Raw genomic sequence first — 25,312 nt, 5'->3', positions numbered from 1 at the left:
CGACTCTACAGAACGAAAAAGCCGGGCATTGCCCGGCTTTTTCGTTCACAGCGGCAGGCTTATTGTGCCTTGATCGCCATCGCCTGCAGGCCGGTGCCATCCAGCTTCTGCTTGGCCTCGGACAGTTCGCCGGCGCTCCCATACGGTCCCATACGCACGCGGTACACGGTCTTGCCGTTGATCTGCGCCGATTCCACGCGTGCCGCCAGGCCCATCATCGCCAGCTTGGCCTTGGTCGCCTCGGCATCGCCGGAGGCACCGAACGCACCGGCCTGCAGGATGTAGCGGGCGTTGTCGGCGGCAGCCGGTGCAGCAGCTGCCGGAGTACCGGTCGCTGCCGGTGCGGCTTCCGCACGTGCTGCAGGCGTGGCCGCGGCGCTGCTGGTCGACGCCGTTGGGGTGCCGGCTGCAGGCGTTGCCGCCGCCGGGCGTTCGCTCAGCGGTGCCGGCAGCGGACGGCTGGTCGCGGTCACCGGGGCGGTGCTGGCCACGCTGGCCGTGGCTGTGGGTGCTGGCGCCGCGGGCGGCGGAACCGGCTTGCCTTCCAGTGCAGCCTGCGCGCGCTGCGCTTCGGCCCTGGCCCGGCGCTGGTCTTCGGCACGCGCGCTGGCGGCCAGTTCGGCGTCGGACATTTCAACTTCCTTGCCCGGCAGCAGGGTGTAGAAGTCGTACTGGGTCGCGGCCGGCTTTTCCGGCTCGGCCGGCTTCGGCGTAGCAGGCTGTGCGGCCGGCTGGGTGCCGACATCGCTGTCGGCGTCAGCGACCGGGGCCGGTTGCGCGTTCGGGTTCGGCTGCGGTCCGGCGCGAAGGAAGCCATCGCCTTCGCCCTTGAACAGGTTCGGCGCCGCCAGGAACACCACGGCCGCAATCGCCACGCCAGCGACCAGCCACACCCATCCGGGTGTGCCCTGGCTGCTGCTGTTGCGTCGTGCCTGGTTTTTGCCGCGTCGTGCTGCCATGGGTACTGCGTCTCCTGAAGCTTACATTTTTTCCGGGGCGCTGACGCCCAGGAGGTCGAGGCCGTTGGCCAGCACCTGGCGGGCAGCGCAGGCCAAGGTCAGCTTGGCGTTGCGATCGGCGGCATCTTCCACCAGTACCGGCGTCCCGTGATACCACGTGTGGAACGCGTGCGCCAATTCACGCAGGTACTGCGCCACCAGATGCGGCTCCAGCGCCACGCCGGCCGCCTCCACCACTTCCGGGTACCGCGAGATCTCGTTCATCAGCAGCAGCGAAGCGTCGTCGGCCAGGCGGCCGAGGTTGGCCAGGCCATCAGCCTGTTCATACACCAGCCCCTTCTCCTGCGCCTGGCGCAGCAGGCTGCAGACGCGGGCATGCGCGTACTGCACGTAGAACACCGGGTTGTCGTTGCTCTGCTGGCGGGCCAGGTCGATGTCGAAGGTCAGCTGCGAATCGGGCTTGCGCGCGATCAGGAACCAGCGGGTGGCATCGCGGCCGGCTTCCTCGATCAGGTCACGCAGGGTGAAGTAGCTGCCGGCACGCTTGGACAGCTTCACTTCCTCGCCGCCACGCATGACGGTGACCATCTGGTGCAGCACGTACTCCGGCCAGCCCTGCGGAATGCCCACTTCCATCGCCTGCAGGCCGGCGCGCACACGCGCCAGCGAGCCGTGGTGGTCGGCACCGAGTTCGGTGATCGCGCGCTCGTAGCCGCGCTGCCACTTGGACAGGTGGTAGGCCACGTCCGGCACGAAGTAGGTGAAGGTGCCGTCGGACTTGCGCATCACGCGGTCCTTGTCGTCACCGAAGTCGGTGCTGCGCAGCCACAGCGCGCCGCCCTCCTCGTAGGTATGCCCCGACGCCTGCAGCTTGGCCACCGCTTCTGCCACCTTGCCGTCGGCGTACAGCGAGCTTTCCAGGAAATAGATGTCGAAGTCGACGCCGAAGGCAGCCAGGTCCAGGTTCTGCTCGTTGCGCAGGTAAGCCACGGCGAAGCGACGGATCGCCTGCATGTCGTCCGGGTCCTTGGCGCCCACCACGGTGCTGCCTTCCAGATCAACGCTGGCACCGGCCATGTAGGCGCGGGCGACGTCGACGATGTATTCACCGCGGTAGCCACCTTCCGGCCAGCCGTCCTGGTCCGGCGCGATGCCCTTGATCCGTGCCTGGGTGGACAGTGCCAGGTTCTCGATCTGCACGCCGGCGTCGTTGTAGTAGAACTCACGCTTGGCGTTCCAGCCGTTGGCATCGAGCACGCGCGCCACGCAGTCGCCAATGGCCGCCGCGCGGCCATGGCCGACATGCAGCGGGCCGGTCGGGTTGGCCGACACGTACTCCACGCCCACCGTGCGGCCATTGCCGGACAGGTTGCGGCCGTAGTCGTGGGCTTCCTTGATGACCGACGCGGCTTCGCGCTGGTACGCGGCCGGGGCCAGGTGGAAGTTGATGAAGCCGGGGCCGGCGATCTCGACCTTGCTGACGTCCTCGCTGCGCGGCAGCGCCTCGACCAGAGCCTGTGCCAGTGCGCGCGGATTGCTGCGCGCGGCCTTGGCCAGCAGCATCGCGGCGTTGGTGGCGAAGTCGCCGTGGTCGCGGGTCTTCGGGCGCTCGACCACGAAGTCCGGCGGCAGGGAGTCGGCGGGCAGGGTGCCATTGGCGCGCAAGGCTTCGATGCCTTGGCTGATCAGGGCGCGGAGGAGATTTTTCACGAGGCCTGCTGTGAGAATGAGCGGCGGAATCGCCCATTTTAGCGCATGTACCCGTGCCCACGCTGACCAGAACATGCCTGCGGGGGCGGCCGGTGGCGCCTGAAGGGGGCGCGCTCAGCCGAACAGCCGAGGCTGGGGCGGGGACAGCAGGCCCCGTTCAGCAAATGAAACGGGACGGCCCTCGCCGACCACGAAGTGGTCCAGCAGGCGCACGTCCACCATCGCCAGCGCCTGCTGCAGTTCATCGGTGATGCGGGTATCGGCGCTGGACGGTTCAGGGTCGCCCGAAGGATGGTTGTGGCTGAGGATCACCGCCGCCGCGTTGTGCAGCAGGGCACGCCGGACCACCTCGCGGGGGTAGACCGGCGCGGCGTTGATGGTGCCGTGGAACAGCTCTTCGCAGGCGATCAGGCGGTGGCGGTTGTCCAGGAACAGGGCCATGAAGACCTCGCGGGCCTGGCCACGCAGCCGGTGCTGCAGGTAGCGGCCGACCGCCGCCGGATTGTTGCCCACCGCTTCGCCGTGCTCCAGCTCAGCCGCCAGGTAGCGATGGGCCAGTTCCAGCCCGGCAGCCAGCGTACAGCTGCGCGCCGGGCCCAGCCCGGGCAAGCGGGCCAGTTCGCCCGCGGGACGGTCGAGCAGCACCCGCAAGGGGCCATGCGCCTGCAGCAGGTCGCGCGCGGTCTGCACGGCATCACGGCCGCCGAAGCCGGAGCCGAGGAACAGGGCCAGCAGCTCGGCGTCGGAAAGTGCCGTGGGCCCGCGCGCGATCAGCTTCTCGCGAGGGCGTTCCTGTTCGGGCCAGTCATGGATGGGCATGCCTGCATCATCGCCAGCTTCGGCGGCGTCTCCCATCGGGGCTTGCCGCGGTCCCGGGTCGGTCGATACCTCAGTCGCGCCGGGTCTGCAGGTAGTCGAACAGTTCCTGGTTGTTCTGCAGCCCCAGCTTGCGCTTGGCTTCGGCCTTCTGCCGGCTGATGGTCTTCGGGCTGCGCCCACAACGCTTGGCGACTTCGTTCACGTTGAGGCCGATCGCCAGCAGATCCAGCACTTCCTTCTCGCGTGCCGACAGCGGTGCCGGTTCGCGCGGGAACAGCAGGTCGCGGGCCTGCAGGTGATGGCGCAGCTGCTGGGAGACGAATACGTGCCCGGCCAGTGCGGCGTTCAGCGCCTGGGGCAGCTCGGCAAAATCGGCGCACTTGTCGACCAGGCCACTGATGCCCTCCCGCAGCAGGCCGTCCAGCAGGCCGGGATGGCGGGCGCCGGTGAGCACCACCACCGGCAGGCCAGGGCGACGCATGCGCAGCGCGTCGATCAGCTCCGGACCGTCCGGGCCGGCACCCGGCATCGACAGGTCGGTCAGGACTGCATCGCAGTCGTGGCGGTCCACCAGGTTCAGCAGCTGGGCGCCGTCACGCGCACTGCCGACGATGTCCATCAGGTAGGTCTGCAGCACGATGGCGATGCCATGCAGGACCACGGGATGGTCGTCGGCAATGATGATGCGTGGACGCACGCGGTTCCTCGAAGATCGAACAGGCCACGGCGGGCGGCAGCCAATGCCTGATTCTGCAAAAGCGCAGGCCCCTGGAGGTATAGGAAAGGTCCGAAACCGATACCGGGTGAATGCCGGGTCAATGCAGGCGGGCTCCATCTGCTGATAGCCGCCCGCTATGTGCACCGGGCACCGGGACATTACCGACCTTCGGGTAAGCTAGCGCCCTCGTTTGCACAGGAATTCCAGGTGGCTGACTCCCCCAACGCTTCTCCCGCGCCGGCCCGCGCGCTGGAAGGTCAGAAACTGCTGTTGTGCGTCGGAGGCGGGATCGCGGCCTACAAGGCCCTGGAACTGGTGCGGCGCCTGCGCGACGCCGGTGCCCAGGTGCAGGTGGCGATGACTGCCGGTGCCCAGCAGTTCGTCACTCCGCTCAGCTTCCAGGCGCTGTCCGGGCAGCCGACCCGCACCACGTTGTGGGACAGCGCCGCCGAACAGGCCATGGGCCATATCGAACTGGCGCGCTGGGCCGATCGCATCGTGGTCGCCCCAGGTACCGCCGATCTGCTCGCGCGGCTGGCCCAGGGCCACGCCGATGACCTGGTCAGCACTCTGTGCCTGGCCAGCACCGCGCCGCTGACGATCTGCCCGGCGATGAACCATCGCATGTGGCTGCATCCGGCCACCCAGGCCAACATCGCCCTGCTGCGCCAGCGTGGTGCGCAGGTGATCGGCCCGGTCGACGGTCCGCTGGCCGAAGGCGAATCCGGTCCGGGTCGTCTGGCCGAGCCCGGCGACATCGTCGCCGCGCTGGCGGCCAATGGCAGTGCTGCAGCGGCGGTTGCCGCACCGGAAACCCACGCGCTGCAGGGGCTGCGCCTGCTGATCAGCGCTGGCCCGACCTATGAAGACATCGATCCGGTGCGCTACGTCGGCAACCGCAGCAGCGGCAAGATGGGCTTTGCCCTGGCCGCCGCTGCCGCCGCGCTGGGCGCGCAGGTGGTGCTGGTCAGCGGTCCGGTACAGCTGCCGACGCCGCCGGGCGTGCAGCGCATCGACGTGCGCTCGGCCGCGCAGATGCGCGATGCCGTACTGAAGTCGCTGCCCGCCGACATCTATATCGGTGCCGCCGCGGTGTCCGACTACACGCCGCGGCAGGTCGCCGCGCAGAAGCTGAAGAAGACCGCCGACAGCCAGTCGCTGGTGATCGAACTGGTGCGCACGCCGGACATCCTCGCCGAAGTCGCTGCACAGACGCAGTCGCTGAAGCTGGTGGTCGGCTTCGCCGCCGAGACCCACGACGTGGAGAAATACGCGCGCGGCAAGCTGGTCGACAAGCGCCTGGACCTGGTGATCGCCAACCAGGTCGGCATCAGTGGCGGCGGTTTCGAGAGCGACAACAATGCCGCCACGGCCTTCTGGCAGGACGGCGAACAGGTATTCCCGGCCACTTCCAAGCGCGAGCTGGCCGAACAACTGCTGGCGCTGATCGCGCGGAGACTCCAGGCATGACCCAGGCATCCACTTCCCACCCGCTGCAGGTCAAGCTGCTCGATCCGCGCTTTGGCGACAGCTGGCCGCTGCCGGCCTACGCCACCGAAGCCAGCGCCGGCATGGACCTGCGCGCGGCGCTGGATACCGCGCTGACCCTGCAGCCGGGCGACACCGCGCTGGTGCCCAGTGGCCTGGCCATCCACATCGCCGACCCGCACCTGTGCGCGGTGATCCTGCCGCGTTCGGGGCTCGGCCACCGCCACGGCATCGTGCTCGGCAATGGCACCGGCCTGATCGACGCCGACTACCAGGGACCGCTGCTGATCAGCGTCTGGAACCGTGGCCGCGAGGCGTTCACCATCGAGCCGGGTGATCGCATCGCGCAGCTGGTGGTGGTGCCGATTGCCCGCGTCAGCCTGCAGGTGGTGGATACTTTCACCGACAGCGTGCGCGGAACGGGTGGATTCGGCCATACCGGGGTGCGTTGACAGGGGACATCGATGAGCGGCATCGGGGAAGGACAGCGGGGACGGTCGTTGGGACGCAGTGCACCACTACTGGGGGTGCTGCTGGTCCTGCTGGCCGGCTGGTTCGGATGGAGCGCCGTGCAGCAATGGCGCCAGGAGGCCAACGGCGAGGCGCTGGAAGCTGCGCGCGACCAGGCTGTGCAGGGCCTGCAGGAGGCCGCCGCCGGCCAGCTGAAGCAGCTGCAGCAGCAGCTGAAGAACGAGCGCGTGCAGCAGGCGCTGCAGGCCGGCGACGCCGCTGCGGCGGCACTCGCGGTCCGCGAGAGCTGGAGCGGCGTCGAGCATGCTGAAGTGCTGACCGCCGATCTGGCCAATGCCTACGCCGACCCGGCCACGTTCGGCTATGCCCGCCTGGCGTTGCTGGAAGGAGCGCTTGCCGAGGCCGGCCCCAGCCTGCGCGTGGTCCGCGATGGGGGTGGCAATCGTCTTGGCCTGGCGGCACCGGTGCCGCTGGGCAGCCTGGGCCCGGCAGTGCTCTACGTGCGCCAGCCATTGCTGCGCCTGACCTCGCCGCTGGACCAGGTGAGTGCGCCATCGGCCGGTTTCCTTGGCCTGCGCCAGGGCGCGCATGACCTCGTCGCCCTGGGCGATGCCAGCCTGGCCGAAAGTGCCGAAGTCCTGGCGCGGCCGATCCCGGGTACCCCGTTGCGGCTGGTGGCCGCGGTACCCAATATCGAACCCGGTCCGCTGGGCCTGGGCTCGCTGGCCAGCGCCATCGTTGCGCTGCTGCTGGCGTTCATCGCCGTACTGCTGGTGGTGGGTCGCGGCCGCCTGCCGAAGACGCTGCCGCTGCCGCGGCGTGCGGCCGTGGCGGAAGCGGATCATGGCCCGACCCTGAGCGAGAGCCTGCAGATGGCCCCGCCGCCGGTGGCCGGGGCCAGCACCACTGAAAGTGCACCGCCGCCCCCGCCGCCGGTTCCGGCCGAGGAACTGGCGGCCGGTATCTTCCGCGCCTACGACATCCGCGGCGTGGTGGGCAGCCAACTGACGCCGAAGACCGCCGCGCTGATCGGCCAGGCCATCGGTACCGTGGCACTGGAGCAGGGCCTGCGCGAGGTGGTGATCGGTCGCGATGGCCGCCTGTCCGGCCCGGAACTGGCCGCAGGATTGGCCGAGGGCCTGCGCCGCGCCGGTTGTGCGGTGATCGACATCGGCCTGGCGCCGACTCCGGTGGTGTACTACGCCGCCTTCCACCTGCGTACCGGCACCTGCGTGGCGGTGACCGGCAGTCATAACCCGCCCGAGTACAACGGTTTCAAGGTTGTCATCGGCGGCGAGACGCTGTCCGGCGATGCCATCACCGATCTCTACGCGCGCATCGTCGAGGGCCGCCTGGTACAGGCTGCGGAGCCGGGCGATTACCAGCAGCGCGATGTCAGTGCCGACTACATCCAGCGCATCGCCGACGACGTGCAGCTGGACCGTCCGCTGAAGGTCGTGGCCGATGCCGGCAACGGCGTGGCCGGCGCACTGGCACCGCAACTGCTGGAAGCCATCGGTGCTGAAGTCATTCCGCTGTACTGCGATGTCGACGGTACCTTCCCCAACCATCATCCCGATCCGAGCGAACCGGCCAACCTGGAAGACCTGGTGCAGACGGTCAAGCGCTTCGGGGCCGACCTCGGCGTCGCCTTCGATGGCGATGGCGACCGGTTGGGCGTGGTCAGTGCTGACGGCAAAATCATCTATGCCGACCGCCTGCTGATGCTGTTCGCCGCCGACGTGCTGATGCGCAACCCCGGTGCGATGGTGATCTACGACGTGAAGTGCACCGGCAAGCTGTCCGACCACGTGCTGCGCAATGGTGGCAGCCCGCTGATGTGGAAGACCGGGCATTCGCTGATGAAGGCGAAGATGCGCGAGACCGATGCCGAACTGGCTGGCGAGATGAGCGGCCACTTCTTCTTCAAGGAGCGCTGGTTCGGTTTCGACGATGGCCTGTATGCGGCGGCGCGCCTGCTGGAGATCCTGGCCCAGCGCGAGGAGACCCCGGACGAGGTACTGGGCGAGCTGCCGGAGATGGTGGCCACGCCGGAGCTGAAGGTGCCGGTGGCCGACGGCACGCCGCATGCGCTGGTGGCAATGCTGGTGGCGGCGGCGCAGTCGCCGGACAACCCGTATGTCGGCGGCCGACTGTCGACCATCGACGGCCTGCGCGTGGACTTCCCCGATGGCTGGGGCCTGGTGCGGGCCTCCAACACCACGCCGGTGCTGGTGCTGCGCTTCGAGGGCAACGACGAGGCCGCACTGGAACGCATCCAGGCGTTGTTCCGCAGCCAGCTGCAGCCGGTGCTGGGCGACACCCCGCTGGGGTTCTGAGGTCGGGCCGGGCTGCGCCCGGCACCCGCCGAAGCAACTTCAACGTCAACGTCAACGTCAAAGGCCGGCTATCCGTGGGATGCGGGGGTGGGTCCGGTTACGGGGGACGCTGCAAGTACGTCCATGTAAGCTCGGTCGCCGCATCCATGCGGCTCACGCCCCCGCAACCGGACCCACCCCGCCTTCGACAGATTTTCGCGATCTGTCCGAACGGCATGAACTGCTTTTGGTAGGTGTCGACCTTGGTCGACACAGTAGACCCACGCCATGCGTGGATGCTCTTCCGCATTTGCTTTGGCAGGTGCCGACCGTTGGTCGGCACGCTTTCACCCCTTGAACCGCAAACCCACGCCCGGCTCGGTGAACAGGTAGCGCGAATCCAGCGCCGAATCGCCCAGCTTGTGCCGCAATTTGCCGACCAGGATGCGCAGGTAGTGGGTGTCGTGCTGGTGGGTCGGCCCCCAGATCTCCTGCAGGATCTGGGGCTGGGTCACCACCCGGCCCGCGTTGCGCAGCAGCAGTGACAGCAGCGCGTATTCCTTGCGGGTCAGCGCCACCGGTTCACCCTCCAGGGCCACTTCGCGGCGCACCAGATCCACGTGCAGGTGGCCATCGTCAAAAATCGGTGGCGTGCCATCACTCGGCACGCTGCGCGTGCGCAGCAGCGCCCGCACTCGCGCCATCAGCTCCTGCGTACCGAACGGCTTGGTCACGTAGTCGTTGGCGCCGGTATCCAGCGCGCGCACCTTCTCGGCTTCGCCGGCGCGCACGGTCAGCATGATCACCGGCACCTGGCTCCACTGCCGCAGTTGCTCCAGCACCTCATGGCCTTCCATGTCCGGCAGGCCGATGTCCAGGATCACCAGATCCATGTCCTCGCTGGCGGCCAGCTGCAGGCCTTCCTGGCCTGTGGCAGCCTGCCGCACCTGGTAGCCCTGCGCGCGCAGGCTGATGTCCAGGAACCGGCGGATCTGGGTTTCATCATCGATTACCAGCACGCGCGGGGCCGGCGCGCTGGCTTCAATCGGGGTCGGGCTCATCGTGGGAGGCTGGCTTGAGCAGGGGCAGGGTGATGCGGATCAGGGTACCGCGACCGTCGCGTCCGGGCAGCGCCTGCACGCTGCCGCCATGCGCACCGATCATGCCCTGGCAGATGGTCAGGCCCAGGCCGGTGCCGTGGCGGCCGCGGTCGCCGCGCTCGACGCTGTAGAACATGTCGAAGATGCGCGCGCGTTCGTCGTCGGGAATGCCGGGGCCCGCATCGATCACATCGATGCGCAGCTGTCCGTCCAGTTCGCGCGCCTGCACCTGCACGGCGGCGTCGGGCGGCGAGAACTTGGCCGCGTTCTCCATCACGTTGAACACCGCCTGTTCGACCAGCGCTGGATGCACCCAGATCGGCGCCAGCGTGGCCGGAATGTCCAGCTCCAGCCGCACCTTCGGCTGGTAGCGCTGCAGGCGCCGCGCCGCCGAGCCGATCAGTTCGTCCACGCCGATCCAGTCGCGGTTGATTTTCAGTCCTTCGTGGCCGAGGCGGGTCATGTCCAGCAGGTTCTGGATGTAGCGATCCAGCCGTTCGCCTTCTATCAGTATGGTGTCCAGCAGAGCACGGCGATCGGCCGTATCCATCGCCGCGCCATAGCTGGCCAGGCTGTCGGCCGAACCGATCATCGCCGCCAGCGGCGAGCGCAGGTCGTGCGACACCGAAGAGAGCAGGGCCGATCGCAACCGCTCGGTCTCGTTGCTGACATGCGCCTGCTCCAGTTCGGCCACCAGGCGGGTGCGCAACGCGGCCTGCGCGATGTCATCCACCATCGCCTCGGCCAGCTGCCGTTGTTCGGGCAGCAGGCGCGCCTGCGCGCCGGGCAGGTACAGGCCAGCCACGCCGATGGCGCGGTCTTCGCCATCCAGCAGGGGCAGGAACCACCACTGCGCACCGGCCAGGGTGTCGGTGAAGCGGCCGCTGGGCTGGCCGTGGCGCAGGGCCCAGTCGGCGGCGGCCAGATCGGTATCGCCCGGCTGCGAACGGCCATCGGTTGCGGTATCGGCGCCGATCCGCAGCCACGCCGGTACGTCCATGGCCTGTTCCAGTGCGTGCCGACCCGCCTGTGCCACCTCGCCATTGCCGGCCGCACTGGCCAGCTGCCGCCCCAGCTGCTGGCGCGCACGCGCATGCCGGTTGGCCGCACGCAGCGCGATGACCTGCATGCGCAGGCGCGACGCCAGGCGCCCGGCCACCAGTGCCGCGGCCAGGAACAGGAACACGGTGATCACACCCTGGCGTGCACCGATGGCGAAGGTGAAGCGGGGCGCGATGAACAGGAAGTTGTAGGAGAGGAAGCAAAGGATCGCCGCCATCACCGCCACGCTGGCGCGCGTGCGTGCGGCCACCAGCACCACCGCCACGATGAACACCATCGACAGGTCGGCCATGCCCACCCAGTGTTCGGCCAGCCACGCCACCGCACAGGCCAGTGCGGTGGCGACCAGTGCCTGCACCGGTTCATGGCTGATGCCGCGCATCGGCGGCAGCAGGCCCTCGCGGCGCGAGCGCGCACGTGCCTGCGGGGTGCTGATGATGGTGATCTCGTAGTGCGCGCCGCGCTGGATCAGCTGCTGGGTCAGGGTGCGGTTGAACATCCGCGCCAGCGGCCGTTCGCGGGTCCGGCCCAGCACCAGGGTCGATACGCCATTGTGCGCGGCATGGTCGAGCAGGGCATCGGCGATGCTCGATCCGTGCAGCAGTTCGGCGTCGCCGCCCAGGCGCCGTGCCAGCGCGAAGGCAGCATCGATCTCGCGCCGGGTCGCCTCGTCCTGGCGTCGCCCTTGCACGGTCACCACCGTCCACGGTGCGTCGCGCCGCTCGGCGATGCGCCTCGCCACGCGCACCAGGTATTCACTCTGGCCGCCGCCATCAATGGCCACCAGCACGCCGCGACGCAGCGGCAGGTTGCTCTCGCCGCGTGCGGCGCGTGCTTCGCGCAGGCTGCTGTCGACGCGGTCGGCAGCTTCCTGCATGGCCAGTTCGCGCAGCGCGGTCAGGTTGGCCGGCGAGAAGAATGCCTGCAGTGCCTGCGCGGCCTGTTCGGGCACATAGACCTTGCCCTGCTGCAGGCGAGCGATCAGTTCGCGCGGCGGCAGATCGACCAGCACGATGTCGTGCAGCCGATCGAGCACGCCATCCGGCACGGTCTCGCTGACGCGCACGCCGGTGATGCGCATCACCACATCGTTGAGGCTTTCCAGATGCTGGATGTTGACCGTGGTCCAGACGTCGATGCCGGCGTCCAGCAGCTCCATCGCATCCTGCCAGCGCCGCTGATGGCGGCTGCCCGGTGCATTGCGGTGGGCCAGTTCATCCACCAGCACCAGCGCTGGATGCCGTGCCAGCACGGCATCCAGGTCCATCTCCTGCAGGGTGTGGCCGTGGTAGGCCACGTCCTTCAGCGGCAGCTGCGGCAGGCCCTCCAGCAGGGCCTGGGTGTCGGCGCGGCCATGGGTTTCCACCAGCCCCACCACCAGGTCCACGCCGCGGCGCAGCTGTTCCTGCGCGCGGGTCAGCATGGTGTAGGTCTTGCCTACGCCTGGCGCCGCGCCGAGGAACACGGTCAGCTTGCCGCCGGCTTCGCGTTGCAGGCCTTCAACCAGGGCATCGGCCTGGCGGGTACGCGCATCAGTCATGGGTGCCATTGTGCGCGCAGCCGGTGCAGGCCGGCATCACGGTGCCTTGGCCGCATGGTCCAGCGCGAAGTTCAACGTCACCACGTTCACCCGCGGCTGGCCGAACAGGCCCCACTGGCGCCCTTCGGTATGCGCCTGCACCAGCGCCTGCACCTGCTCCACCGGCAGGCCACGGGTACGCGCCACGCGCGCCACCTGCAGCTGTGCCGCTGCCGGCGACAGCTGCGGGTCCAGGCCACCGGCAGACTGGGTCACCAGGTCCGCCGGTACCTGCGCCGCGGCGACGCCTTCGCGCGCGGCCACCGCAGCGGTGCTGGCGGCGACGCGCTCGGCCAGCGCCGGGTTGCTGCGCGCCATGTTGGAACCGGCTGCCGCCATCGGGTCGTAGTTGGCCGCCGACGGCCGCGCCTGGAAGTAGCCGTCACCGGTGAACGGCTGCGCCAGCCATGCCGAGCCGCGTACCTGGCCGCTGCGATCGCGCAGCAGGCTGCCCTCGGCCTGGGTGGGGTAGGCCAGGCCGGCGAAGCCAGTTGCAATGCCGGCGTAGACCGCGCCGGCCAGCAGCAGGGTGGCCAGGCCCAGGCCGATCGCCGGGCGCCAGCGGGCGCCGTCCTGCAGGCTGGCCACGCGGGCCTCGGCTTTCGGTTCGCGGGACAGGGAAGAAGAGGTGGAAGCAGAACGGTTCATGCGCCGAATACCAGGACAAGGAAGAGGTCGATCAGCTTGATCGCCGCGAACGGCAACAGCACGCCGCCGAGGCCGTACACCAGCATGTTCCGGCGCAGCAGCGCGGTGGCGGTGGCCGGACGGAAGCGCACGCCACGCAGGGCGAGCGGGATCAGTGCGGGAATCACCAGGGCGTTGAAGATCAGCGCCGCCAGCACCGCATTGCGGGGGCTCGACAGCTGCATCACGTTCAATGCGGCCATGGTCGGAACGGCCGCGGCAAACAGCGCCGGCAGGATCGCGAAGTACTTGGACACGTCGTTGGCCAGCGAGAAGGTGGTCAGCGCACCGCGGGTGATCAGCTGCTGCTTGCCCACTTCCACGACCGCCAGCAGCTTGGCCGGGTCTGAATCGAGGTCGACCATGTTGCCGGCCTCCTTCGCCGCCTGCGTGCCGGAGTTCATCGCCAGGCCGATGTCGGCCTGGGCCAGCGCGGGAGCATCGTTGGTGCCATCGCCCACCATCGCCACCAGGCGGCCACCGGCCTGTTCCTGGCGGATGCGTGCCAGCTTGTCTTCCGGACGGGCCTCGGCGATGTAGTCGTCGACGCCGGCCTCGGCAGCGATGGCGGCGGCGGTCAGCGGGTTGTCGCCGGTGATCATCACCGTGCGGATACCCATCGCCCGCAGCTGTGCGAACTTCTCGCGCATGCCGTGCTTGACCACGTCCGATAGCTCGATCACGCCCAGCACGTGGCGACCCTCAGCCACCACCAGCGGGGTGGCGCCGTTGCGTGCCACCTGCTCGACGCGACCGGCCAGCTCGGCGGGCACGTTGCCGCCCAGCGCCTGCACGTGGGCGCGGATCGCATCGGCGGCGCCCTTGCGGATCTGCCGTCCATGTTCCAGGTCGACGCCGGACATGCGGGTCTGGGCAGTAAAGGCCAGGTACTCGGCACGGTCCGGCTCGGCGGTGGCGCAGCCCTGTTCGCGCGCCAGGCGCACGATCGACTTGCCTTCCGGGGTCGGGTCGGCCAGCGAGGACAGCAGTGCGGCCTCGCGCAGCTGGCTGGCGTCGATGCCGGCCAGCGGATGGAAGTGGCTGGCCTGGCGGTCGCCGTAGGTGATGGTGCCGGTCTTGTCCAGCAGCAGCACATCCACGTCTCCAGCGACTTCCACCGCCTTGCCCGACTTGGCCAGCACGTTGGCGGCCAACGCACGGTTCATGCCGGCGATGCCGATGGCCGGCAGCAGGCCGCCGATGGTGGTCGGGATCAGGCAGACCAGCAGTGCGATCAGCAGCAGCGGATCGACCTGCACGCCTACCGCCGCCCCGATCGCCGGCAGCGTCGCCACCACCACCAGGAAGGTCAGCGTCATCGCCGCCAGCAGCAGGGTCAGTGCGATCTCGTTCGGCGTCTTCTGCCGGTTGGCGCCTTCCACCAACGCGATCATCCGGTCCAGGAAGCTGTGGCCCGGCTCGGCGGTCACCCGCACGATGATCTGGTCGGACAGCACCTTGGTGCCGCCGATCACGCCGGAACGGTCGGTACCGGCCTCGCGCAGCACCGGCGCGGACTCGCCGGTCACCGCCGCCTCGTTGATGGTGGCCAGGCCCTGCACGATCTCGCCATCGGCCGGCACCAGCTCACCGGCACTGACTATCACATGATCGCCCGGGCGCAGCTCGGCGGCAGGTACCTGGGTTTCCGCAGCCCCCGGCTGCGGTGCGGCCAGGCGGCGCGCCACCAGGTCCTGGCGCGCGCGGCGCAGCGATGCTGCCTGGCCGCGGCCACGTGCTTCGGCCACCGCTTCGGCGAAGTTGCCGAACAGCACGGTCACCAGCAGGATCGCGGTCACCGCCAGGCCAAAGCCCAGCGGCGCATTGCCGGTCAGGGTGACGATCGCGGCAACGATCGTACCGGCCATCACCACCGCCATTACCGGGCTGCGCACCAGGTGCATCGGCGACAGCTTGCGCACCGCCTCGATCAACGCACGGCGCAGGCCGGCGCCATCAAGCAGCGCAGGGCGCGGGGCAAGGGAACTACGGGTGGAACTTGCGTGGGTACTCATCGGGGTGTCCTCAGTGCAGTCCCAGGCTGAGGTGGTCGGCGATCGGGCCGAGTACCAGCGCCGGCATGAACTGCAGCACGGTCAGGATGACGATCACCGAGACCAGGGTCAGGGCGAAGGTCGGGGTTTCGATCTGCAGGCTGCCGGCAGACTCCGGCGCCTGGCGCTTGGCGGCCAGCTGTGCGGCCACCACCAGCGGGATGATCAGCAGCGGGAAGCGGCCCAGCAGCAGCACCAGCGAGCAGCTCAGGTTCCACCACAGCGTGGCGTCGCCCAGCCCCTCGAAGCCCGAGCCGTTGTTGGCGTAGGCCGAGACGTACTCGTAGAACACCTGGCTGATGCCATGGAAGCCAGGGTTGGAGGTACCGGCCAGCCCGGGCACGGCCAGGGTGATCGCGGTGAACACCAGCAGGGTGATCGGCTGCAGCAACACCAGCAGGGCCAGCAGGCGTACCTGTGGCGTTTCCAGCTTGCGGCCGAACAGTTCCGGCGTACGCCCGGTCATCAACCCGGCCAGGAACACGCCCAGCAGCAGGTAAACGATGAACTGCTGCAGGCCACAGCCGATGCCACCCCAGATCGCGCTGACCAGCATGTTGACCATCGCGATGCCGCCACTCAGCGGCGCCAGCGAGTCATGCATGCCGTTGACCGAGCCGTTGGAAACCTGGGTGGTCACCGCGGCCCACAGCGCCGTGCCGTCGGCGCCGAAGCGCACCTCCTTGCCTTCCATCAGCAGCGGCGTGGCGGCGCTGGCACTGTGGCCTTCACTCCACATCATCGCGCCGGTGGACAGCAGCGACATGCCCAGCATGCAGCTGAACACCAGTGCGCCGAACCGGCGCCGGCCGGTGAACGCACCGATCATGAAGATCACCGCCATCGGCACCAGCAGGATGCCAACGATCTCCAGCGCGTTCGACAGCGGGGTCGGGTTCTCCAGCGGGAAGCTGCTGTTCGGGCCGTACCAGCCGCCACCGTTGGCGCCCAGCTGCTTTGCCGCGACCATCGCTGCCACCGGGCCCAGCGGCAGTTTCTGCTGGGCCATGCCGGCGCTGGCATCGATCGGCGAGGCCTGCGGGCCACCGGCCATCGTCGAGGGCACGCCCTGGCTGGTCAGCAGCAGGGTCCACACCAGGCACAGCGGCAACACGAAGCGCACGCACAGGCGCACCACATCCACATAGTAGTTGCCCACCGCCACCTGGCGGTCGTCGCCGGCACCGGTGGCCGCCGTAGCCTGCGGCGCGCGCGAGAACAACGCGCGCAGAGTGGCCACCGCCAGCGCCAGGCCCATCATCGGCGTCACCACCTGCAGGCCGGTGATGCCGGTCATCTGCGAGAGGTAGGACAGCTGCGCCTGGCCCGAATAGTGCTGCTGGTTGGTGTTGGTCAGGAACGAGATCATCGTATGCAGCGCGGTGTCCCAGCGCATGTTCGGGATCTGGTCCGGATTCAGCGGCAGCCAGGCCTGGGTCATGAACACGGCCTGGGTCAGTACCGCGACCACCACGTTGCTCAGCACGAAGGCAAGCACGTAGCCGCGCCAGGACATCGAGCGCGATGGATCGACGCCGAACACCCTGTACAGCGGCCTCTCGATCCAGTGGAACAGCACGTCCACCTTCATCGGCGTGCCACGCATCACGCGGGCCAGGTACAGGCCCAGCGGCCACGCCAGCAGCAGGCTGGCGGCAATAATCACAAGCATCTCAGTCATGGCCGGCTCCGCTCAGAACGACTCGGGCCGCAGCACGACATAAAGAAGATAGGCGGCGGCGACCAGCACCAGCACGCCACACAACAACGACAGCCAGGGGGACATTGCAATAGCGTCCTGGTGGAACCCCTCCACCTCAGGCCGCCATCGTCGTCCTGCCGCCCATAAACGCACTACGCGCCGAACCGGGCCGGCGCGTAAAGAGTGCATAAATTCCGTGGGCCAGGCCGTAACCAGGCCACGGGTAGCGCCGGGCCATGCCCGGCGGCAGGAGCGTCGTCAGCCTGCCGGGGCAGCCGGCGCCACGCCCTTCAGCTCGCGATAGCGCTGCAGGGTGCTTTCAATTTCGGCCTTCAACGCCTGCTGCTGCTGCAGGAACCCGGCCTGCAGGCGCTGCTGCGCCTGCAGCTGCACGTGCCGCTGGCGGATCGCCTCGGCCTGCTTGTCGGCCACCTTGGCGCCGGCCAGTTCGCGATCACCGGCGGCCGACAACAGGGCCACCAGCGACTCGCGCAGGCTGGTGACGTTGTACTCGGCCGTCTTCAGGTTGTTGTCCAGCACTTCCTGGCGCTCGGCGAACACCCGGCGCAGGTCGTCCTCGCTGCCATAGGTGGTCAGCATCGCCTGCTCGGTGCGCTGGCGGGTCTGCTCGGCCATCAGGTCCAGCTGCTGCTGCGCGGCCACCGTGCTGGCGGCGGCACGCTCTTCGTCGGTCAACGCGCGCTGGACCTGCGCATTGCGCAGGCCGCTCTTCGCGTTGAATTCCTCGCGGGCATGGTTCACCGCATCGGCCGGCAGCGAATCACTGCAGATCCGCTCCTTGCCCTCGTTCCAGCAGTACAGCTTCTTCTCCACCTTGTCGCCACCCCGCGACTGCGCCGGCAGCGTGAACGGCATGGCCAGCAGCAGGCCGGCAAGGAGAGCAGCAGGAACTCGGGACATGACCTTTCCCCTGGTCGGTCAGCGGATCGAACGAACGCCGTACTGGGCCCGGTAGGCTTCCAGCGGCTGGCGGTAACCCACAAGTTCCGGGTTGCCGGAGGCGAAATCAAGCAGATCGGCCAGCGATGCCACGGCAATTACCGGAATGCCGGCCTCTTCGGCCACCGACTGCGCCGCCGAACGGCGATCGGTTTCCGAAGCGATCTCCTGGCGGTCAAGCGCCACCACGATGCCGGCCGGGGTGCCACCGGCGGCGCGGATGATGCCCAGCGCTTCGCGGATCGCGGTACCGGCGGTGATCACGTCATCGACGATCAGCACGCGCTTGCCATTCATGTCCGCGCCGATCAGCTGGCCGCCTTCGCCATGGTCCTTGGCTTCCTTGCGGTTGAACGACAGCGGCAGGTCACGGCCACGCTGGGCCAGCTCGCAGGCCATCGCGGTGGCCAGCGGAATGCCCTTGTAGGCCGGGCCGAACACCACGTCGTACTTGATCCCGCTGGCATCGATGGCATCGGCGTAGCAGGCGCCGAGCTGCGACAGCAGCGAGCCGGAGTCGAAACGACCGGCATTGAAGAAATAGGGGCTCAGCCGGCCGGACTTGAGGGTGAACTGGCCGAAGCGCAGGGCATCGGCGGTCAGGGCCAGCTGCAGGAAACGGTGGCGGTGGTCGCTCATCAAAACTCGATTCATCTTCATTTGGAGCACAAATCCTAATCCAGCTGGGCGTTTCGCGCTCGTCCGGACCCGTGTGAAGGGCATCGCGGCCTGGCCGGGCAGACTGCGCAGCCCCGTGGGCAACCGGTATGCTTGCCCGGTTTCCTGTCGTAGGTCCCTTGCATGCGCATCATCAGTTTCAACGCCAATGGCATCCGTTCCGCCGCGACCAAGGGCTTCCTCGACTGGTTCCGTGCCCAGGACGCCGACGTCCTGTGCATCCAGGAGACCAAGGCCCAGGAAGACCAGCTGACCGACCCGATGTTCCGTCCGGACGGGCACCACTGCTTCTATCGCGATGCCATCACCAAGAAGGGCTACAGCGGCGTGGCGATCTACAGCAAGCGCGAACCGGACCAGGTCATCACCTCGCTGGGCTGGGCCCCGTTCGACGACGAAGGCCGCTATATCGAGGCACGCTACGGCAACCTCAGCGTGGTCTCCTTCTACATCCCGTCCGGCAGCTCGGGCGACCTGCGCCAGGGCTTCAAGTTCGAAGTGATGGAATGGCTGCGGCCGATCCTGGAGGAGTGGGCGCGCAGCGGCCGCGACTACGTGCTGTGCGGCGACTGGAACATCGTGCGTTCGGCGCTGGACATCAAGAACTGGAAGTCCAACCAGAAGAATTCCGGCTGCCTGCCGGAGGAGCGCGACTGGCTCAACGCCCTGTGCGCCGACCATGGCCAGGCCACCGATGTCGCCGCCGGCCGTGGCTGGGCCGATGCCTACCGCCTGCTCAACCCCACCGGCGAGGATTACACCTGGTGGAGCAACCGCGGCGCCGCCCGTGCCAACAATGTCGGTTGGCGTATCGACTACCAGTTCATCACCCCGGGCCTGCGCGACAAACTGCGTAGCTGTTCGATCTACCGCGACGAGCGCTTCTCCGACCACGCCCCGTTCACCGTGGACTACGACCTGTGACCGAGGCCGCGAAGCCGCGCCGACCGTGGCAGCAGGTGTTGTCCAACCTGAGCCAGCGCAAGGTGCTGGCGATGCTGCTGCTCGGTTTCAGTTCGGGCCTGCCCATCTATCTGGTGGGCAACACGCTCGGCTTCTGGATGCGCAAGGAAGGCATCGAGCTGAGCACGATCGGTTTCCTGTCATGGGTCGGGCTGGCCTACACCATGAAGTTCCTGTGGGCGCCGATCGTCGACAAGACCGACGTGCCTCTGTTCGGTCGTTTCGGCCGCCGCCGCGGCTGGATGCTGCTGTCGCAGCTGGTCGTGGTGGTGGGGCTGGTCGGCATGGCACTGGTCCAGCCCAAGGGCGGCCAGATCCAGTTCCTGGGTGTCGACTGGCAGCACATCGTCGTATTCGGCGTGATGGCCGTGATCGTGGCGTTTGCTTCGGCCACCCAGGACATCGTCATCGATGCCTGGCGCATCGAAAGCGCTGACAACAGCGAGCAGCTCGGCCTGCTGACCTCATCCTCGGCGCTGGGCTACCGCACTGCCTTGCTGGTCACCGATGCGCTGATCCTGATCATCGCGGCCCGTGTCGGCTGGCAGGTCTCCTACGAGATCATGGCCGTGCTGATGGCGCTTGGCGTGGTGGCCGTGCTCATGGCCCGCGAGCCCGCGCGGGAAGTGGCTGCCGTGCAGGCACAGGCGACCTCGCTGTGGACGCCACGCGGTCTGTTCGACGCCGTGGCCGGGCCGTTCATCGCCTTCGTCCGCGAACACCGCAGCGGCGCGATTCTGATCCTGGTGGCCATCAGCATCTATCGCATGGCCGACTTCGTCATGGGGCCGATGGCCAACCCCTTCTATGTCGATCTCGGCCTGGACGAGGACACCGTGGGCGCCGTGCGTGGCTCGGTGGGCCTGGTCGCGACCTTCGTCGGCATTGCTGCGGCGGGCCTGGTTTCGGTGCGCTGGGGCGTGCTGGCGGCGCTGATGGTGGGCGCCGTGCTTGGGCCGGCCTCCAACCTGGCGTTTGCCTGGCTGGCCTATTCCGGCCCGGACACAACCCATTTCGCCGTGGCCATGGCCATCGACAACTTCGCCAGCGGTTTCGCCGGTACGGCGCTGATCGCCTATATGTCCAGCCTGACCAGCATCGGATACACGGCAACCCAGTACGCGCTGCTGAGCTCGTTCTACGCGATGCCCGGCAAGGCGCTCAAGGGGCTCTCGGGGTGGTCGGTACAGGCGCTCGCACAAGGCCGGACGCTGCTGGAAGGCTACGCGCTGTTCTTCGTCGGTACCGCGCTGGTGGCGATCCCGGTGGTGATCCTGTGCGCCCTGCTGATCCTGCAGCAGCGTCGTCGCCAGGCCGCCAGCTCGACCTGATTGCCTGCCCGTCCGGTCTGCGGGATCATCGCCCCGACGCGCCGAGGGGGCGGTGCCTTGCGAACGGGGAAGCGAGCATGGCCGACGTTGTGCTGCGGGACCTGGACCCGCTGCTGCTGGAACGCATCAAACGCGTCGCGGTCGCCCGCGGCTGGACTCACGAACAGACCTGCGCCGCCTTGCTGGAGCAGGGCCTGTTCAGCAGTGAACTGGAGGTCCGCTCCGGCTTCGGCGATCCCGAAGTGGACGCACTCTCCGACGCCATCGCCGCCCTGCAGGCCCTGCCGGCAGGGCAGGGCTTCGATTAGCGGCCGCGCCGCAATGCTGTAGAGCCGAGCCCACGCGCGGCTGCCCGGTAGATCCACGCCATGCGTGGATGGCGCCACCTCACGCCAGGTGGATCGCCCCCAGGATCCGCGGCCCCTTGGCCCCGGTCACGCTCGGCAGGTTGCCGGCCAGTCCCTCCATGGTCCGCTGCGCCAGCCACGCAAAACCCATCGCCTCCACGTATTCCGGGTCCAGCCCGTGTACCGCGCTGGACTCCACCTGCACTCCCGGCAGCCGCGCCGCCAGGCGCTTCATCAGCTGCCGGTTGCGTACCCCGCCGCCACAGACCAGCAGGCGGCGGGTCTGCGGCTGCTGCGCCAGCAGCGCATCGGCCACCGTTGCCACGGTCAGCTCCAGCAGGGTCGCCTGCACGTCGGCCGCCGCGTACTGGCCCTCGGCCATGTGCGCCTCGGCCCAGGCCAGGTGGAACTGCTCACGGCCGGTGCTCTTCGGCGGCGGCAGCGCGAACCACGGGTCCGAGCGCCAGCCCGCCAGCAGGCCCTCGTCCACCGCGCCGCTGGCGGCGTACGCGCCGTCGGCATCAAAGGTGCGGTCGGTATGGCGCTGGCACCAGGCATCCATCAACGCATTGGCCGGGCCGGTATCGAAGCCGCGCACTGCGCCTTCGCGCGGGATCAGGGTCAGGTTGGCGATGCCGCCCAGGTTCAGCACCGCACGGTCCTCATCGGCGGTGCCCAGCATGCCCAGGTGGAACGCGGGCATCAGCGGCGCGCCATGCCCCCCGGCCGCCAGGTCGCGGCGACGGAAGTCGGACACCGTGGTGATTCCGGTCAGCTCGGCGATGCGGTTGCCGTCGCCCAGCTGCACGGTGAACGCCGGATCGGCCAGCGGGCGGTGGCGCACGGTCTGGCCGTGCGAGCCGATCGCGCGCACCTGGCTGCGGTCCACGCCGGCTTCGGCCAGCAGCTGGTTGGCCGCCTCGGCGAAGTTGATCGCGATGCGCGCATCCAGCTCGCCGAGCTCCTCCAGCGAGTCCAGCGGGCCGCCTTCACCCAGCGCCACCAGCCGCGCACGCAGCACCGGCTCCCAGCGGGCGGTCAACCCGTGCACGAAGCGGCAGCCACCGTCGGCGGGAAACTGCACCAGCGCGGCATCAATGCCGTCGGCGCTGGTGCCCGACATCAGGCCAAGGTACAGGGAAGCGTCAGCGTCGGCAGGTGTGTTCATGGCAGGCATAAAAAAAGGACGCGGCAAGCTTGTGCTGCCGCGTCCTTCTTCGTCAACGAAGGGGCTCAGCCGCGCTTGCGGCCGGTTGCCTGCTTGTCCTTGGCGCTGGCAACCTCGGTGGCGGCCTCGTCGCGGCTGGTCGGTGCCGGGCTGGCATCGGCGTAGATCAGCTTCTCCATGCCCTGGATGCGGGCCATCGCCGGCGCGGTCTGCGCGCGGAAGGCGACCAGCTCGGCGCCCTTCAGCGGCTCCGGCGGCGGCATGGTCACGGTCAGCGGGTTGCGGTGCTCGCCGTTGACGCGGAATTCGTAGTGCAGGTGCGGGCCGGTGGCCAGGCCGGTCGAGCCGACGTAGCCGATCACCGTGCCCTGGGCCACGCGCTGGCCGGTCTTGATGTTCGCAAAGCGCGACATGTGCCCGTACAGGGTGGTGTGGCCGCGGCCGTGATCGAGGATCACCACGTTGCCATAGCCGCGCTGCACGCCGGCGAACTGCACGCGGGCGTCGCCGGCGGCCATGATCGGGGTGCCGGTGCGTGCGGCGTAGTCCACGCCCTTGTGCATGCGCATCTTGCCCAGCACCGGGTGCTTGCGCGCGCCGAAGGTCGAGCTCAGCCGCGCGAACGGAATCGGCATGCGGATGAAGCTCTTCTTCAACGAACGGCCGTTGATGTCGTAGTACTCGGCCTTGCCGTTGCGGTCGAAACGGAAGCCGGAATAGGTCTTGCCGCCGGTGGTGAAGGTCGCCGCCAGGATCTTGCTGGTGTCCACCTTCTCGCCTTCGCGCCAGGTTTCATCCATCACCACGCTGAAGCGGTCGCCCGGCTGCAGGTCCTTGGAGAAGTCGATGTCGTACTTGAAGATCTCGTCGGTCATCGTCGCGATCGCCGAGGGCGACAGCCCGGCCCGCCGGGCCGCGGCATACAGCGAACTGGTGATCTCGCCGCTGGTGACCACGGTGCGCGTGGAGGTCTCGCGTCGGGTCACCTTCTCCTTGATGTCATCGCCAACCAGGCTCAGTTCCACCCGGTTGTCGGCATCGCGGTCGAAACGGATGCTGCGCAGGTCGCCGGACAGCGGCATGTCGAAGGCTATCTCGGCACCGGGGCGCAGCTTGGTCAGCGCCTCGCGCGCCCCCGGGTGGTCCAGTACCCGGTGCAGGGTGGTGGCCGGAATGCCGGCCTTGTCGAACAGGTCGCTCAGGGTCTGGCCACGCTGCACGCGCAGCACCTGCCAGCTGTCGCCCGGCACCTGCTGCTGGCGGGCCATGGTCAGCGGCGGCAACGGCAGTGCCAGGCTGGTATGGCTGTCGGCAAAGGGAGCGTCGATGGTGTGCGAGAAGCCCGGCACGATCGTCGCCACCAGGGCGCCGATGGTGGCGAACAGGCTGGCATGCACCCAGTGGCGGCGGGTCCAGCGCTCATTGAAGGCCGCGGGAAGGTGTTGCCTGAGCTTCCGATGCAGGGCGTTGTCGTGCAGGACGTGGAGGCGTTCCTGGAAGCGCTGCTTGCGTGCGCGCCCTTGTTCGGAGTTGTGCATCGGCGGTTGTTTCCTTGCAGCCCGGGAGCGCGGGCCTGATCGCCGGTTACCATAGACACCTGATAAAAGCGCGTCAAACCCTTGTGCCCATTGGCTTTTGTGAAGCCAATCGGGTTAACTTTGCTTTAACACCCCACACAAGAATCGGCGTTGCCGGGAGTAGTCACGTGTCCTCGATTGAAGAAGCCCTTGCCCTGATCGGCCGCGGTGCCGACGAGATCCTCAAGCTCGAGGATCTGCGTGCGCGCCTGCAGGAAGGCCGCCCGCTACGGATCAAGGCCGGCTTCGACCCCACCGCCCCGGACCTGCACCTGGGCCATACGGTGCTGCTGAACAAGATGCGCCAGTTCCAGGACCTCGGCCACCAGGTCATTTTCCTGATCGGCGACTTCACCGGCATGATCGGCGACCCTTCCGGCAAGAGCCTGACCCGCAAGCCGCTCAGCCGCGACGATGTGCTGGCCAACGCCCGCACCTACGAGGAGCAGGTCTTCAAGGTGCTGGACCGCAGCCGTACCGAAGTCCGCTTCAACTCGGAGTGGTTCGGCAAGATGGGCGCGGCCGACATGATCCGTCTGGCCGGCCAGCACACCGTGGCGCGCATGCTCGAGCGCGACGATTTCGCCAAGCGCTATGCCGCCCAGCAGTCCATCGCCATCCATGAGTTCCTGTACCCGCTGGTGCAGGGCTACGACTCGGTGGCCCTGGAGGCCGACGTCGAACTCGGCGGCACCGACCAGAAGTTCAACCTGCTGATGGGCCGTGGCCTGCAGGAACACCACGGCCAGAAGCCGCAGGTAGTGCTGACCATGCCGCTGCTGGAAGGTCTGGACGGCGTCAACAAGATGTCCAAGTCGCTGGGCAACTACATTGGCATCAGCGAGCCGGCCATCGACATCGTCACCAAGACAATGAAGGTGGACGACACCCTGATGTGGCGCTGGATCGAGCTGCTGTCCTTCGACATCGGCCAGGCCGAGGCCGTGCAGCTGCGCGAGCAGGTGGCCAATGGCGGCCTGAACCCGCGCGTGGTCAAGCTGCGCCTGGCGCGTGAACTGGCCACCCGCTTCCATGACGCCGCGGCGGCCGAACAGGCGATCGCCGGTTGGGAAGCGGCGGTGACCGGGCAGGGCGACATCACCCAGCTGCCGCTGCAGGAGGTGGCGATTCCGGCCGAGGGCCTGCGCATCGCCGCGTTGCTGACCGCGGCCGGCCTGACTCCGAGCAACTCCGAAGCGAACCGCAAGCTCAAGGAGCGTGCGGTGAAGGTGGATGGCGAAGTGGTCGAAGACGGCCAGCAGGTGCTGCAGCCGGGCTTCGAAGGCCTGCTGCAGGTAGGCAAGCGCACCTTCGCCCGCGTACGCCTGATCGCTGGCTGACATCAAGGAAGGGCCGGCGCCAGCCGGCCCTTCCTTATGCTCTTGTAGAGCCAAGCCCACGCTCGGCTGCTCTTCACGGGTTCCTACCGCAGCGCGGCGCATGAACAGATGCAACATCCGGTGAAAAAAATCGCCACACCCCCTTCACAAATGATGGGAATGGGGACATACTTCTCCTCCCCCGTCGCAGGGGTCGCCACCAAGGGGCTTAGCGACAACAGGGCGCCCACCACCGCCGAACGAGATGATCGAACGAAGGTGTTGACGGACTGAAAAAGTCT

The 25,312-nt window shown here is 68.3% G+C and carries 21 protein-coding genes; 7 read left to right on the top strand and 14 right to left on the bottom strand.

Features of this window, described 5'->3' with window-relative positions; all coding sequences use genetic code 11:
- Nucleotides 1-59 precede the first annotated feature (59 nt).
- The 4 genes from BN1263_RS13895 to BN1263_RS13880 all read right to left on the bottom strand — a co-directional run bounded on the left by BN1263_RS13895 (nucleotide 60) and on the right by BN1263_RS13880 (nucleotide 4,185).
- On the bottom strand, nucleotides 60-959 hold the full coding sequence (locus tag BN1263_RS13895; protein WP_058981913.1) for an SPOR domain-containing protein: 900 nt from the start codon (nucleotides 957-959) through the stop codon (nucleotides 60-62).
- 21 nt (nucleotides 960-980) lie between these two features.
- Nucleotides 981-2,669: an arginine--tRNA ligase gene (gene argS / locus BN1263_RS13890; RefSeq protein ID WP_019661792.1), complete on the bottom strand. Its 1,689-nt coding sequence runs from the start codon at nucleotides 2,667-2,669 to the stop codon at nucleotides 981-983.
- A 114-nt stretch (nucleotides 2,670-2,783) separates the two neighbouring features.
- Nucleotides 2,784-3,488, bottom strand: coding sequence for a RadC family protein (radC, locus tag BN1263_RS13885; RefSeq protein WP_058981915.1), 705 nt, complete (start codon nucleotides 3,486-3,488; stop codon nucleotides 2,784-2,786).
- 70 nt (nucleotides 3,489-3,558) lie between these two features.
- Nucleotides 3,559-4,185, bottom strand: coding sequence for a response regulator (locus BN1263_RS13880; RefSeq protein ID WP_058981911.1), 627 nt, complete (start codon nucleotides 4,183-4,185; stop codon nucleotides 3,559-3,561).
- A 228-nt stretch (nucleotides 4,186-4,413) separates the two neighbouring features.
- On the opposite strand from BN1263_RS13880, the gene coaBC reads away from it, so the two are divergent.
- The 3 genes from coaBC to BN1263_RS13865 are packed head-to-tail and all read left to right on the top strand — an operon-like array spanning nucleotide 4,414 to nucleotide 8,504.
- A complete protein-coding gene (coaBC, locus tag BN1263_RS13875) occupies nucleotides 4,414-5,676 on the top strand; it encodes a bifunctional phosphopantothenoylcysteine decarboxylase/phosphopantothenate--cysteine ligase CoaBC (RefSeq protein WP_058981909.1) in 1,263 nt (420 codons plus the stop codon).
- Nucleotides 5,673-6,146 (top strand): dUTP diphosphatase, encoded by a 474-nt coding sequence (dut, locus tag BN1263_RS13870; protein ID WP_058981902.1) that lies wholly within the window; start codon nucleotides 5,673-5,675, stop codon nucleotides 6,144-6,146. The genes coaBC and dut overlap by 4 nt, the downstream gene beginning before the upstream one ends.
- Nucleotides 6,147-6,158: 12 nt before the next feature.
- Nucleotides 6,159-8,504 carry a phosphomannomutase/phosphoglucomutase gene (locus BN1263_RS13865; RefSeq protein ID WP_058981900.1) on the top strand — a complete coding sequence of 782 codons (2,346 nt, stop codon included), beginning with the start codon at nucleotides 6,159-6,161 and terminating at the stop codon, nucleotides 8,502-8,504.
- A gap of 326 nt (nucleotides 8,505-8,830) precedes the next feature.
- On the opposite strand, the gene BN1263_RS13860 is transcribed toward BN1263_RS13865, so the two are convergent.
- The 8 genes from BN1263_RS13860 to pyrE form a co-directional block, all read right to left on the bottom strand.
- On the bottom strand, nucleotides 8,831-9,544 hold the full coding sequence (locus tag BN1263_RS13860; protein WP_058981899.1) for a response regulator transcription factor: 714 nt from the start codon (nucleotides 9,542-9,544) through the stop codon (nucleotides 8,831-8,833).
- Nucleotides 9,525-12,185 (bottom strand): ATP-binding protein, encoded by a 2,661-nt coding sequence (locus BN1263_RS13855; protein WP_058981897.1) that lies wholly within the window; start codon nucleotides 12,183-12,185, stop codon nucleotides 9,525-9,527. The genes BN1263_RS13860 and BN1263_RS13855 overlap by 20 nt, the downstream gene beginning before the upstream one ends.
- A 36-nt stretch (nucleotides 12,186-12,221) precedes the next feature.
- On the bottom strand, nucleotides 12,222-12,872 hold the full coding sequence (gene kdpC / locus BN1263_RS13850) for a potassium-transporting ATPase subunit KdpC (RefSeq protein ID WP_058981895.1): 651 nt from the start codon (nucleotides 12,870-12,872) through the stop codon (nucleotides 12,222-12,224).
- The gene (kdpB, locus tag BN1263_RS13845) at nucleotides 12,869-14,926 is read right to left on the bottom strand and encodes a potassium-transporting ATPase subunit KdpB (RefSeq protein WP_058981892.1); all 2,058 of its coding nucleotides are present in this window, start codon (nucleotides 14,924-14,926) and stop codon (nucleotides 12,869-12,871) included. The genes kdpC and kdpB overlap by 4 nt, the downstream gene beginning before the upstream one ends.
- A 10-nt stretch (nucleotides 14,927-14,936) precedes the next feature.
- On the bottom strand, nucleotides 14,937-16,646 hold the full coding sequence (gene kdpA, locus BN1263_RS13840; protein WP_058981890.1) for a potassium-transporting ATPase subunit KdpA: 1,710 nt from the start codon (nucleotides 16,644-16,646) through the stop codon (nucleotides 14,937-14,939).
- Between the two features lie 12 nt (nucleotides 16,647-16,658).
- Nucleotides 16,659-16,751, bottom strand: coding sequence for a potassium-transporting ATPase subunit F (locus tag BN1263_RS13835; RefSeq protein ID WP_005407770.1), 93 nt, complete (start codon nucleotides 16,749-16,751; stop codon nucleotides 16,659-16,661).
- A gap of 174 nt (nucleotides 16,752-16,925) precedes the next feature.
- Entirely contained in the window at nucleotides 16,926-17,588 is a 663-nt protein-coding gene (locus BN1263_RS13830; RefSeq protein WP_058981888.1) for a hypothetical protein, read from the bottom strand.
- Nucleotides 17,589-17,606: 18 nt separating this feature from the next.
- Nucleotides 17,607-18,266, bottom strand: coding sequence for an orotate phosphoribosyltransferase (pyrE, locus tag BN1263_RS13825; protein WP_005420471.1), 660 nt, complete (start codon nucleotides 18,264-18,266; stop codon nucleotides 17,607-17,609).
- Nucleotides 18,267-18,428: 162 nt separating this feature from the next.
- Between pyrE and BN1263_RS13820 the strand changes: the two genes are divergently transcribed.
- From BN1263_RS13820 to BN1263_RS13810, 3 genes are all read left to right on the top strand, one after another.
- Nucleotides 18,429-19,229 carry an exodeoxyribonuclease III gene (locus BN1263_RS13820; RefSeq protein WP_005420469.1) on the top strand — a complete coding sequence of 267 codons (801 nt, stop codon included), beginning with the start codon at nucleotides 18,429-18,431 and terminating at the stop codon, nucleotides 19,227-19,229.
- Nucleotides 19,226-20,599 (top strand): AmpG family muropeptide MFS transporter, encoded by a 1,374-nt coding sequence (locus tag BN1263_RS13815; RefSeq protein ID WP_019661780.1) that lies wholly within the window; start codon nucleotides 19,226-19,228, stop codon nucleotides 20,597-20,599. The genes BN1263_RS13820 and BN1263_RS13815 overlap by 4 nt, the downstream gene beginning before the upstream one ends.
- 77 nt (nucleotides 20,600-20,676) lie before the next feature.
- Entirely contained in the window at nucleotides 20,677-20,907 is a 231-nt protein-coding gene (locus BN1263_RS13810) for a hypothetical protein (RefSeq protein WP_005407775.1), read from the top strand.
- Nucleotides 20,908-20,986: 79 nt separating this feature from the next.
- Here the strand turns inward: BN1263_RS13810 and BN1263_RS13805 are convergent, their stop codons facing one another.
- Together BN1263_RS13805 and BN1263_RS13800 are read right to left on the bottom strand one after the other, a co-directional pair.
- Nucleotides 20,987-22,114, bottom strand: a complete 1,128-nt coding sequence (locus BN1263_RS13805) for an anhydro-N-acetylmuramic acid kinase (protein ID WP_080398826.1) — start codon at nucleotides 22,112-22,114, stop codon at nucleotides 20,987-20,989.
- A gap of 65 nt (nucleotides 22,115-22,179) precedes the next feature.
- Nucleotides 22,180-23,652, bottom strand: a complete 1,473-nt coding sequence (locus BN1263_RS13800) for a M23 family metallopeptidase (protein WP_021203123.1) — start codon at nucleotides 23,650-23,652, stop codon at nucleotides 22,180-22,182.
- A 167-nt stretch (nucleotides 23,653-23,819) separates the two neighbouring features.
- Between BN1263_RS13800 and tyrS the strand changes: the two genes are divergently transcribed.
- On the top strand, nucleotides 23,820-25,031 hold the full coding sequence (gene tyrS, locus BN1263_RS13795; RefSeq protein WP_021203122.1) for a tyrosine--tRNA ligase: 1,212 nt from the start codon (nucleotides 23,820-23,822) through the stop codon (nucleotides 25,029-25,031).
- Nucleotides 25,032-25,312: the final 281 nt, after the last annotated feature.

This window comes from Stenotrophomonas thermophila, from assembly GCF_001499715.1.
GTDB lineage: Bacteria > Pseudomonadota > Gammaproteobacteria > Xanthomonadales > Xanthomonadaceae > Stenotrophomonas > Stenotrophomonas hibiscicola.
Note: the sequence above shows the minus strand (reverse complement) of the source record. Positions and strands in the feature narration are given on the sequence as shown.

Excerpts from the sequence above, each read along its gene's own strand:
- BN1263_RS13895 (WP_058981913.1), bottom strand. The coding sequence starts at position 959 with ATGGCAGCACGACGCGGCAAAAACCAGGCACGACGCAACAGCAGCAGC.
- radC (WP_058981915.1), bottom strand. The coding sequence starts at position 3,488 with ATGCCCATCCATGACTGGCCCGAACAGGAACGCCCTCGCGAGAAGCTG.
- dut (WP_058981902.1), top strand. The coding sequence starts at position 5,673 with ATGACCCAGGCATCCACTTCCCACCCGCTGCAGGTCAAGCTGCTCGAT.
- BN1263_RS13865 (WP_058981900.1), top strand. The coding sequence starts at position 6,159 with ATGAGCGGCATCGGGGAAGGACAGCGGGGACGGTCGTTGGGACGCAGT.
- BN1263_RS13860 (WP_058981899.1), bottom strand. The coding sequence starts at position 9,544 with ATGAGCCCGACCCCGATTGAAGCCAGCGCGCCGGCCCCGCGCGTGCTG.
- BN1263_RS13855 (WP_058981897.1), bottom strand. The coding sequence starts at position 12,185 with ATGACTGATGCGCGTACCCGCCAGGCCGATGCCCTGGTTGAAGGCCTG.
- kdpC (WP_058981895.1), bottom strand. The coding sequence starts at position 12,872 with ATGAACCGTTCTGCTTCCACCTCTTCTTCCCTGTCCCGCGAACCGAAA.
- kdpB (WP_058981892.1), bottom strand. The coding sequence starts at position 14,926 with ATGAGTACCCACGCAAGTTCCACCCGTAGTTCCCTTGCCCCGCGCCCT.
- kdpA (WP_058981890.1), bottom strand. The coding sequence starts at position 16,646 with ATGACTGAGATGCTTGTGATTATTGCCGCCAGCCTGCTGCTGGCGTGG.
- BN1263_RS13835 (WP_005407770.1), bottom strand. The coding sequence starts at position 16,751 with ATGTCCCCCTGGCTGTCGTTGTTGTGTGGCGTGCTGGTGCTGGTCGCC.
- BN1263_RS13830 (WP_058981888.1), bottom strand. The coding sequence starts at position 17,588 with ATGTCCCGAGTTCCTGCTGCTCTCCTTGCCGGCCTGCTGCTGGCCATG.
- pyrE (WP_005420471.1), bottom strand. The coding sequence starts at position 18,266 with ATGAGCGACCACCGCCACCGTTTCCTGCAGCTGGCCCTGACCGCCGAT.
- BN1263_RS13820 (WP_005420469.1), top strand. The coding sequence starts at position 18,429 with ATGCGCATCATCAGTTTCAACGCCAATGGCATCCGTTCCGCCGCGACC.
- BN1263_RS13810 (WP_005407775.1), top strand. The coding sequence starts at position 20,677 with ATGGCCGACGTTGTGCTGCGGGACCTGGACCCGCTGCTGCTGGAACGC.
- BN1263_RS13805 (WP_080398826.1), bottom strand. The coding sequence starts at position 22,114 with ATGAACACACCTGCCGACGCTGACGCTTCCCTGTACCTTGGCCTGATG.
- BN1263_RS13800 (WP_021203123.1), bottom strand. The coding sequence starts at position 23,652 with ATGCACAACTCCGAACAAGGGCGCGCACGCAAGCAGCGCTTCCAGGAA.